This window comes from Pseudomonas sp. Ga0074129, from assembly GCA_001465025.1.
GTDB lineage: Bacteria > Pseudomonadota > Gammaproteobacteria > Pseudomonadales > Pseudomonadaceae > Aquipseudomonas.
Genome location: LNDO01000050.1, coordinates 33,894 through 44,360, shown reverse-complemented (window position 1 = coordinate 44,360; position 10,467 = coordinate 33,894). Strand labels below are relative to the sequence as shown.

Annotated in this window: 8 protein-coding genes; 4 read left to right on the top strand and 4 right to left on the bottom strand. The window is 60.1% G+C overall.

Annotated features, from left to right (window positions below):
* Nucleotides 1–69: 69 nt before the first annotated feature.
* The 4 genes from pheA to mtnA all read right to left on the bottom strand — a co-directional run bounded on the left by pheA (nucleotide 70) and on the right by mtnA (nucleotide 6,534).
* Nucleotides 70–1,176 carry a prephenate dehydratase gene (gene pheA / locus AUK77_RS04210; protein WP_296126555.1) on the bottom strand — a complete coding sequence of 369 codons (1,107 nt, stop codon included), beginning with the start codon at nucleotides 1,174–1,176 and terminating at the stop codon, nucleotides 70–72.
* Complete coding sequence (gene serC, locus AUK77_RS04205) at nucleotides 1,176–2,261, bottom strand: 3-phosphoserine/phosphohydroxythreonine transaminase (RefSeq protein WP_296126553.1); 1,086 nt, start codon at nucleotides 2,259–2,261, stop codon at nucleotides 1,176–1,178. Before serC ends, pheA begins: the two co-directional genes overlap by 1 nt.
* Nucleotides 2,262–2,431: 170 nt before the next feature.
* Nucleotides 2,432–5,212 carry a DNA gyrase subunit A gene (gene gyrA, locus AUK77_RS04200; protein ID WP_296126551.1) on the bottom strand — a complete coding sequence of 927 codons (2,781 nt, stop codon included), beginning with the start codon at nucleotides 5,210–5,212 and terminating at the stop codon, nucleotides 2,432–2,434.
* Between the two features lie 245 nt (nucleotides 5,213–5,457).
* Nucleotides 5,458–6,534 (bottom strand): S-methyl-5-thioribose-1-phosphate isomerase, encoded by a 1,077-nt coding sequence (gene mtnA / locus AUK77_RS04195; RefSeq protein ID WP_296126549.1) that lies wholly within the window; start codon nucleotides 6,532–6,534, stop codon nucleotides 5,458–5,460.
* Nucleotides 6,535–6,670: 136 nt separating this feature from the next.
* Here mtnA and AUK77_RS04190 point away from each other — a divergent pair, with 136 nt between their 5' ends.
* The 4 genes from AUK77_RS04190 (at nucleotide 6,671) to AUK77_RS04175 (ending at nucleotide 10,391) form a co-directional block, all read left to right on the top strand.
* Nucleotides 6,671–7,990 (top strand): TRZ/ATZ family hydrolase, encoded by a 1,320-nt coding sequence (locus AUK77_RS04190; protein WP_296126547.1) that lies wholly within the window; start codon nucleotides 6,671–6,673, stop codon nucleotides 7,988–7,990.
* A gap of 196 nt (nucleotides 7,991–8,186) precedes the next feature.
* Entirely contained in the window at nucleotides 8,187–8,885 is a 699-nt protein-coding gene (ubiG, locus tag AUK77_RS04185; RefSeq protein WP_296126541.1) for a bifunctional 2-polyprenyl-6-hydroxyphenol methylase/3-demethylubiquinol 3-O-methyltransferase UbiG, read from the top strand.
* Nucleotides 8,886–8,890: 5 nt separating this feature from the next.
* The gene (gene mupP / locus AUK77_RS04180; protein ID WP_296126537.1) at nucleotides 8,891–9,562 is read left to right on the top strand and encodes an N-acetylmuramic acid 6-phosphate phosphatase MupP; all 672 of its coding nucleotides are present in this window, start codon (nucleotides 8,891–8,893) and stop codon (nucleotides 9,560–9,562) included.
* A gap of 88 nt (nucleotides 9,563–9,650) precedes the next feature.
* Nucleotides 9,651–10,391 (top strand): YciK family oxidoreductase, encoded by a 741-nt coding sequence (locus tag AUK77_RS04175; protein ID WP_296126535.1) that lies wholly within the window; start codon nucleotides 9,651–9,653, stop codon nucleotides 10,389–10,391.
* The last annotated feature ends 76 nt before the right edge of the window (nucleotides 10,392–10,467 follow it).

Sequence of the window (10,467 nt, the reverse complement as noted above, 5' to 3'; positions counted from 1 at the left end):
CGCAAGCCCCAAGTACAGCCCGGCGTCGATGCGCGTGTAGCTTGAGACCTGAGGCGTGCCGCAGCAGTTTTAAAGTACCGCTTTGGGGTAGGAGCCCAGCACTTTGAGCGCCACAGCTTCCTGATTGATCTTTTCCAACACGTCCTTGATCAGCGGGTCACGGTGATGACCGACAAAGTCGATAAAGAACACGTAGGTCCACTTGCCGCTGCGTGACGGACGAGTTTCGATGCGGGTCAGGTCGATGCCGTTGTTGTGGAACGGCACGAGCAGTTCATGCAGCGCGCCCGGCTTGTTACGCATCGAAATAATGACCGAGGTTTTGTCGTCGCCGGTCGGTGGAACTTCCTGGCTACCAATGATCAAGAAACGCGTGGAGTTATCCGGGCGATCTTCAATCTTCTCCGCCAGCTTGCTCAAACCGTACAGGCTGGCTGCCATGTCGCCAGCAATTGCCGCGCTGTTCCACTCGCTTTTCACCCGTTTGGCGGCTTCGGCGTTGCTGGAAACTGCCACACGTTCAACGCTCGGGTAGTGCGCGTCGAGCCACTTGCGGCACTGCGCCAAGGACTGCGCGTGGGAGTAAATGCGGGTAATGCGATCGGTCTTGGTGGTATCACCAACCAGCAGGTGGTGGTGAATACGCAGTTCGACTTCGCCACAAATGACCATGTCGTGTTCGAGGAAGCTGTCGAGGGTGTGGTTGACGGCACCTTCAGTGGAGTTTTCCACGGGCACCACACCAAAGTTCACCGCACCAGCTGCCACTTCACGGAATACTTCATCGATGGCCGCCATCGGCTGGCTGATCACGGCATGGCCAAAGTGCTTCATGGCCGCGGCCTGCGAGAACGTACCCTCAGGGCCGAGGTACGCCACCTTCAGCGGGTTTTCCAAGGCCAGGCACGAAGACATGATTTCGCGGAACAACCGCGCCATTTCCTCATTACCCAGCGGCCCCTGGTTGCGCTGCATGATGCGTTTGAGCACCTGTGCTTCGCGCTCGGGACGATAATAGACCGGCGTTTCGCCTTCTTTGAGTGCCTTCATTTTCACCCGCGCCACTTCTTCGGCGCAGCGGGCGCGGTCACTGATCAGCTCAAGAATGCGCTCATCCAGCGTATCGATACGCACGCGCAGGGCTTGCAGTTCCTGTTCGGAAATTGCGTCTGCCATCAGCCGTGCTCCTTCTCGAACTCAGCCATGTAGGCGACCAGCGCTTCAACGGCGTCCATACCGACAGCGTTATAGATAGAGGCACGCATGCCACCAACCGAGCGATGGCCTTTTAGGTTGAGCAGGCCACGGGCATCAGCACCGGCGAGGAAGGCTTTGTCGAGCTTCTCGTCGGCCAGGCGGAATGGAACGTTCATCCACGAGCGCGCATTGTGCGCAATCGGGTTGCTGTAGAAGTCACTCGCATCAATGGCTTTGTACAGCAGGTCTTTCTTGGCGCGATTGATGCGCTCCATCGCGGCGACACCGCCCTGCTCTTTCAGCCACTCAAACACCAAGCCGGAGAGGTACCAAGAGAACGTCGCCGGGGTGTTGTACATCGAGCCGTTGTCGGCAGCGACTTTGTAATTGAGCATGGTCGGGCAGAAACTGCGGGCACGGCCGAGCAGGTCTTCACGGACGATGGTCACCACCAGGCCGCTGGGGCCGATGTTTTTCTGCGCACCGGCGTAGATCAGGCCAAATTTCGACACATCAATAGGGCGCGAGAGGATGTCGGACGACATGTCCGCGACCAGCGGTACGTCACCGACGTCGGGGATCCAGTCGAACTGCAGGCCGCCGATGGTTTCGTTACTGGCGTAGTGCAGGTAGGCGGCGTCTTTCGACAGGTGCCACTCGTTTTGCCCGGGAATGGCAAAGTAGTCGTAGGCCTTGGCGCTGGCGGCAACGTTGATGCGGCCGTAGCGGCTGGCTTCTTCGATGCTTTTCTTCGACCAGATACCGGTGTCGATGTAATCCGCCACACCCTCTTCGGGCAGCAGGTTGAGCGGAATCTCGGCAAACTGCTGGCTGGCACCACCCTGCAAGAACAGCACCTTGTAGTCGGATGGAATCTCCATCAGATCACGCAGATCCTGCTCGGCCTTTTCCGCGATGGCGGTGTATTCGTCGCTGCGGTGGCTCATTTCCATCACCGACAGGCCTTTCCCCTGCCAGTCGAGGAGCTCCGCTTGGGCGCGTTGCAGAACAGCTTCAGGAAGCGCGGCCGGGCCGGCGCAGAAGTTAAAGGCTCGCTTGCTCACATCCACTCTCTCTCAGAATTACTGAACACCACCGCGCCGCGCGATGACGCCATGCACTGCACTAATAGCGACTGCGTAGGCTGGGTCAGCCGCGAAGCGGCGTAACCCACCACCGTTCCGGCTGGCGGGCTGCCTTCGGCTAACCCACCCTACGGACTTACCCCAACAGATCACTCTTCGCTGATCGGGCTTTCGTCTGCAGCGGCCTCGGGTGCGTCTTCGGCACCGTCACCCCCTTCGACAAAGCCTTCTTCGCCTTCCAGCAGCTCATCGTCGTCTTCGGCAGACGGCTCTTGCACGCGCTCCAGACCGACCAGCGTTTCATCCTTGGCCAGCTTGATCAGGGTTACACCCTGGGTGTTGCGGCCCAGGCTGGAGACCTCGCTGACGCGGGTACGGACCAGTGTGCCTTGGTCGGAAATCAGCATGATTTCCTCACCCTCAAGCACTTGTACGGCACCGACCAGCTTACCGTTACGTTCGTTGCTGACCATGGCAATCACGCCCTGACCGCCACGACCGCGACGCGGGAACTCAGCCATCGCGGTGCGTTTGCCGTAGCCACGCTCGGAGGCGGTGAGAATCTGCGCCTCAGTTTCCGGGATCAGCATGGAGATAATCCGCTGTTCTTTCGGCAAACGCATGCCACGCACGCCACGAGCGGTTCGGCCCATGGTGCGCACGTGCTTCTCTTTGAAGCGAATCACCTTGCCGCCGTCAGAGAACATCATCACTTCACGCGCGCCATCGGTGATAGCGGCGGCGATCAGGGTGTCACCCTCTTCCAGTTTCAGGGCAATCAGGCCGCTGGTACGCGGACGGCTGAATTGCACCAACGGGGTTTTCTTCACGGTACCGAATGCGGTGGCCATAAAGATGTAGGCACCGGTCGGTTCATCTTGCTCGTCGTCGGCCACATCGGCGTCAACGTCTTCGGCCTGAGCCATGTCGGCCTCTAGCACTTCACCTTCGAGCACCACGCCTTCGCTGTCATCCAGCTCTTCGTCGCCAGCACTTTGCTGCAAGGCTTCCAGGTCAATCTGCAGCATCGCGGTGATGCGCTCACCCTCATCCAACGGCAGCAAGTTGACCAGTGGACGGCCACGGGCCGCGCGGGACGCTTCGGGGATGTCGTAGGTTTTCATCCAGTACACTTTGCCTTTGCTGGAGAACAGCAGCAGCGTGGCGTGGCTGTTGGCTACCAACAGGTGTTCGATGTAATCCTCGTCTTTAACGCCAGTGGCAGACTTGCCGCGACCACCGCGACGCTGCGCCTGATAGGCATGCAGCGGCTGGCTCTTGGCATAGCCACCGTGGGAAATGGTGACGACGCGCTCTTCCTCGGTGATCAGGTCGCCGATGGACAAGTCCATGCGTGACGCCACGATTTCGGTACGACGCGCGTCGCCAAACTCGGCCTTGACCGCTTCCAGCTCCTCACGAATCACTTCCATCAGGCGCACAGCGCTGGTCAGGATGCGGATCAGCTCGCCGATCTGGGTGAGGATTTCCTGGTACTCGGCCAGCAGTTTTTCATGCTCAAGACCGGTCAGACGGTGCAGGCGTAGCTCAAGGATGGCCTGAGCCTGTTCCGGCGAAAGGAAGTACTTGCCGTCACGCAGACCATATTGCGGATCAAGGTCATCCGGGCGGCAGGTGTCGGCACCGGCACGCTCGACCATGGTTTCCACGGCGCTGGATTCCCACGGCGTGGCAATCAGCGCCAACTTGGCTTCGGCCGGGGTCGGCGAGGCTTTGATCAGGGCGATAACCGGGTCGATGTTGGACAGGGCAACCGCCTGACCTTCAAGGATATGGCCACGTTCGCGCGCTTTACGCAGCTCGAACACGGTGCGGCGGGTCACGACTTCACGGCGGTGCAGGATAAAGGCTTCGAGCATGTCCTTGAGGTTAAGGACCTTCGGCTGGCCGTCGATCAGCGCCACCACGTTGATGCCGAACACGCACTGCATCTGGGTTTGCGCGTAGAGGTTGTTCAGCACAACCTCGGCCACTTCGCCACGGCGCAGCTCAATCACGATGCGCATGCCGTCCTTGTCGGACTCATCGCGCAGCTCGGTGATGCCTTCGAGCTTTTTCTCTTTAACCAGCTCGGCGATCTTCTCGATCAAACGCGCTTTATTCAGCTGATACGGCAGCTCGCTGACGATGATCTGCTGACGACCACCGACTTTATCGATGTCCTCGATAATGGCGCGGGCACGCATGTAGATGCGACCACGACCGGTACGGTAGGCCTCAATGATGCCGGCACGACCGTTGATAATCGCCGCTGTCGGGAAATCCGGGCCAGGGATGAACTCCATCAGCTCATCGACCGTCAGCTCACCGTTGTCGATCAGCGCCAAACAGCCGTTGATCACTTCCGTGAGGTTGTGCGGCGGAATATTGGTGGCCATGCCCACGGCGATGCCGCTGGAACCGTTGACCAGCAAGTTGGGGATCTTGGTCGGCATAACCGCCGGGATCATTTCGGTGCCGTCGTAGTTCGGCACCCAATCCACGGTTTCTTTGTGCAGGTCAGCCAGCAACTCATGCGCCAGCTTGGTCATGCGCACTTCGGTGTATCGCATGGCGGCGGCGTTGTCGCCGTCTACCGAACCGAAGTTACCCTGACCATCAACCAGCAGGTAGCGCAGCGAGAACGGCTGAGCCATACGCACGATGGTGTCGTAAACGGCCGTATCACCATGCGGGTGATACTTACCGATCACGTCACCGACCACACGGGCGGACTTCTTGTAAGCCTTGTTCCAGTCGTTGCCCAACTCACTCATGGCAAACAGCACACGGCGGTGCACGGGCTTTAAGCCATCACGTGCATCCGGCAGCGCTCGCCCAACAATTACGCTCATCGCGTAGTCGAGGTAGGACTGCTTGAGTTCGTCTTCAATGTTGACCGGGAGGATTTCTTTGGCCAGTTCGCCCATGAGTAGCCTGGTTCCTTTTTCTGGTGAAACTTCGCCTCACTCGTCCTGAGCGGTGCGAAGCCTGTCGCTGAGCCTCAAGGCTGACAACGACTCACGACAAATCAATCAGTTATGCCATGTATCTGCGCAGGTAAGAGCCCCGTAACGGGCATCCCTGAAAACCGCCGGAGCTTACCACAATCACTGCGGCGCACCTATCCCCGCTGCCAGCTCGGCGACTGACTGCGGCGCTGCGCAAGAAAAACTCAGTGCAGCCGTTTGCGGCACATCAATTGCGCCATTTTTTCGCTGTCCGGGCGGGCTATTACACCTTTTTCGGTCACAAGGAAGTCGATCAAGTCAGCAGGCGTTACATCAAACACTGGGTTGCACGCCTCCACACCCGCCGCCATGGGTACGCCACCCAACTCCAGCAACTCACTGGCCGCACGCTCTTCCAGCACAATGTCATCGCCATGCTCGGTGGCCATGTCGATAGTCGAGCTGGGGGCCACCACCATTACGCGCACGCCGTGATGCATGGCGTTGACCGCCAATTGATAGGTGCCGATTTTGTTGGCCACATCGCCATTGGCGGCAATCCGATCGGCACCGACGATTACCCAGGTAATACCACGGGTTTTCATCAGATGGGCGGCGGCCGAATCGGCATTGACCGTCACTGGAATGCCGTCTTGCGCCAGCTCCCAGGCAGTCAGGCGCGAGCCCTGCAGCCAGGGCCGGGTTTCATCGGCATACACCCGTTCCACCAAGCCATCGGCAAAGGCGGCGCGAATCACACCCAGGGCCGTGCCAAAGCCACCGGTGGCGAGCGCCCCGGCGTTGCAGTGAGTCATAAGATTTTGCGGTTGACCCTGATGCTTGCTGATCAGCTCAAGACCCAACAGCGCCATTGTTAGGTTGGCTTCGCGATCACTTTGATGAATGCCAACGGCCTCGGCTTCAAGCACACGCAGGACGTCGTCGGTCTTTTTAAGCCGCTCCATGCGCTCACGCATGCAGCTGAGTGCCCAAAACAAATTGACCGCCGTGGGCCTCGAGCTCGCCAGCAGGTCCATATCAGCCAACACGGCAGCCCGCCAATCGCCTCCAAGTGGCAAATGTTTAGCCACAGACAGCGCAACACCGTAAGCCGCGGCAATGCCGATAGCCGGAGCACCGCGCACCACCATGCTGCGGATTGCCTCAGCCACATCAACGGCGCAATGGTAGGTCAGCCAGGTTTGCGCAAAAGGCAGCGCGCGCTGATCAAGCAGGTAGAGCGCACCGTCACGCCAATCAATGGCCTTCACCTGCTCTGCCGCCAGCAATTGCTCGCGCATGACACACCTCCACCGGAAAAAGCCGAACATTATACGCACAGCGGCTGACACAACGCGCCAGATCAAAGCCTTACAGCTTCAAGCCCGTGGCGTTCCCCTATAAACTCGCCGCTTTATTAATGCCGGAAGCATCACCATGCCCCACGCCCCGCTCGATCTGCTGCTGCTGCCCACTTGGTTGGTCCCGGTCGAACCGGCGGGCGTGGTGCTGCTTGAGCATGGTCTGGGCATCCGCGACGGACGTATCGCCCTGATCGCCCCGCGCGCCGAAGCACTTAAGCACCCCGCCTTGGAGGTTCGCGAACTGCCAGGGCGACTGCTGACACCCGGCCTAGTGAATGCACACGGCCACGCCGCCATGACCTTGTTTCGCGGCCTGGCCGACGATTTACCGCTGATGACCTGGCTTGAACAGCACATCTGGCCAGCCGAGGCCAAGTGGGTTAACGAGCAGTTTGTAGAGGACGGCACCGAACTGGCCATCGCCGAAATGCTCAAAGGCGGCATCAGCTGCTTCTCGGACATGTACTTTTACCCGCACATTGCCAGTCAGCGCGTGCACGACAGCGGCATCCGCGCGCAAATCACCATCCCCGTACTGGACTTCCCCGTACCTGGCGCACGCGATGCCGACGAGTCGCTGCGCAAAGGGCTGGAGCTGCTTGATGACCTGCGCCATCACCCACGCATCAGCGTGGCCTTTGGCCCACATGCACCGTACACCGTGAGCGACGACAAACTGGAAAACATCCGCATGCTCGCCGAGGAGCTGGACGCCGGCATTCACATGCACGTGCACGAAACGGCGGTTGAAGTTGAACAGAGCCTGGAGCAACGCGGCGAACGGCCACTGGCCCGGCTGGCGCGCCTTGATTTGCTCGGCCCGCGCTTCCAGGCCGTGCACATGACGCAAATTAATGATGAAGACATCGCCCTGCTGGTGCAGAGCAACAGCAGCGTGATCCACTGCCCCGAATCCAACCTGAAACTGGCCAGCGGCTTTTGCCCGGTGGAAAAACTCTGGCAGGCCGGCGTGAATGTCGCCATCGGCACCGACGGCGCCGCCAGCAATAACGACCTCGACCTGCTCGGCGAAACCCGCACTGCGGCGTTGCTGGCCAAGGCCGTTGCTGGGTCAGCCACCGCCCTCGATGCCCATCGCGCACTGCGCATGGCCACCCTCAACGGAGCCCGCGCACTGGGCATGGATGAGCACATCGGCTCACTGGAACTGGGTAAGGCTGCGGACATCGTCGCCTTCGACCTCAACGGTCTGGCCCAACAACCCGTCTACGACCCAGTCTCTCAACTGCTCTATGCCGGCGGACGCGCCTGCGTCGAGCACCTGTGGGTCGGCGGTAAACAGCTGCTGAACGCCGGACAACTGACCCGCATGGACGAACAACGCATCATCAGCAACGCCCGCAACTGGGGGGCGAAAATCGCTGCAAAATGATAGGTAGCCCGGATGAAATCCGGGAACAACCGCGCACCTGTTACGCCCACCCCGGATTTCATCCGGGCTACACAGCAGATACTGCGACAAACTGACATACATTGGCCGTGCATCAGTCGTCCAATCCACCCCGCGAAACTGGCAACATGGGCATATTGCCCGCCCACTCTCGCCGCAGCCTGATTCAGGGATTTATATGAGCAACGTCGACCACGCTGAAATCGCCAAATTCGAAGCCCTCGCCCATCGCTGGTGGGACCGCGAGAGCGAGTTCAAGCCCCTGCATGACATCAACCCGTTGCGCGTCAACTGGATCGATGAGCGCATCAGCCTGGCCGGCAAAAAAGTGCTCGACGTAGGCTGTGGCGGCGGCATCCTTAGCGAGTCCATGGCTCAGCGCGGCGCCAGCGTGACCGGTATCGACATGGGTGAAGCGCCCTTGGCCGTCGCTCAACTGCACCAGCTGGAATCGGGGGTGAATGTCGAGTACCGGCAAATTACCGCCGAAGCTCTGGCCATCGAGATGCCCGAGCAGTTCGACGTCATCACCTGCCTTGAGATGCTTGAACACGTCCCCGATCCCGCCTCGGTGATTCGCGCCTGTTACCGCATGGTCAAACCCGGCGGCCAAGTGTTCTTCTCGACCATCAACCGCAACCCCAAGGCCTACCTGTTTGCCATCATCGGCGCAGAGTACGTTTTGCGCCTGCTGCCGCGCGGCACCCACGACTTCAAGAAGTTCATCCGACCTTCCGAGTTGGGCGCTTGGTGCCGTGAAACCAACCTGACCGTCAAAGACATCATCGGCCTGACCTACAACCCGCTGAGCAAACGCTACAAGCTGGAAGCGGACGTAGAGGTCAATTACATGATCCAGACCCTGCGCGAGGAGTAAGGCGCATGCGTTTACGCGCGGTTCTTTTTGACATGGACGGCACCCTGCTCGACAGCGCGCCGGACTTTATCGCCATCTGCCAGGCCATGCGCGCGGTACGCGACTTGCCGCCGATTGCGGACAAACTGATCCGCGATCAGGTCAGTGGCGGCGCGCGCGCCATGGTCGCGGCCAATTTTGCGATGAGCCCGGATGCCGCCGAATTTGAAGCGCTGCGCCTGGAGTTTCTCGAACGCTATCAACAGCACTGCGCCGTGCTGACACGCCCCTTTGAGGGCATGGATGAACTGCTGCGCGATATCGAACAGGCCAAGCTGATCTGGGGCGTGGCCACCAACAAGCCGCTGCGCTATGCCGAGCCGATCATGCAGCAGCTTGGCTTGGCCGAGCGCTCGGCAGTGCTGGTGTGCCCCGACCACGTAAGCCGCAGCAAACCAGACCCGGAGATGATCCTGCTGGCTTGCGCAAAAATCGGCGTAGAGCCTGCCGCCACGTTGTTTGTTGGCGATGACGAGCGCGACATCGAAGCTGGCCGCGCAGCGGGCTGCAAAACAGCCGCCGTCAGCTACGGCTACATCCACCCACAGGACAACCCGCGTAACTGGGGTGCTGACGCCGTGGTGGATCACCCGCTGCAACTGCGCACCCTGCTGGATAACGCCCTGTGCAACTGCTGAGATAAGCAGCCAGTCGATGGGCCGCGTACCATTCCCGTTTTAATCAGATGCAAGCAGCCAAGGCCTGCCGCACGCTCAAGGAGTTTCCATGTTTGACTACACCGCACGCCCCGACCTGCTCAATGGCCGGGTAATCCTGGTGACCGGCGCTGGCCGGGGCATTGGTGCAACGGCCGCTAAAACCTTTGCCGCGCATGGTGCCACGGTGTTGCTGCTGGGCAAGACCGAAGAAAACCTCAGCCGCGTCTACGACGCCATCGAAGCAGCGGGTCACGCGCAGCCAGCAGTTATCCCGTTCAACCTGGAAACAGCCCTGCCGCATCAGTACGACGAACTGGCCGCCATGATTGAAACCGAGTTCGGCCACGTTGACGGGGTGCTGCACAACGCCTCGATCATCGGTCCGCGCACGCCGATTGAGCAACTGTCGGGCGACAATTTCGCCCGCGTTATGCAGGTCAACGTCAACGCCATGTTTATGCTGACCAGCACCTTGCTGCCGCTGCTTAAACTCTCCAGCGACGCCTCTGTGGTGTTCACCTCCAGCAGCGTCGGCCGCAAGGGTCGTGCTTATTGGGGCGCATATGCGGTGTCAAAATTCGCCACCGAAGGCTTGATGCAGGTTCTGGCTGACGAAGTCGATGGCATTACCAATGTGCGTGCCAACAGCGTCAACCCCGGCGCCACCCGCACAGACATGCGCGCCCAGGCCTACCCCGGTGAAAATCCAGTCAACAACCCACTGCCGGAAGCGATCATGCCGGTCTACCTCTACCTCATGGGGCCGGACAGCAAGGGCGTTAATGGCCAGGCTTTTGACGCGCAGTAGCCAGCCCACGTCGCCGCCAGTTTTCTGGCGGCGATGCAGTTGACTGGCATCAGATTGCCAGCAGCGCTGCCAGTTA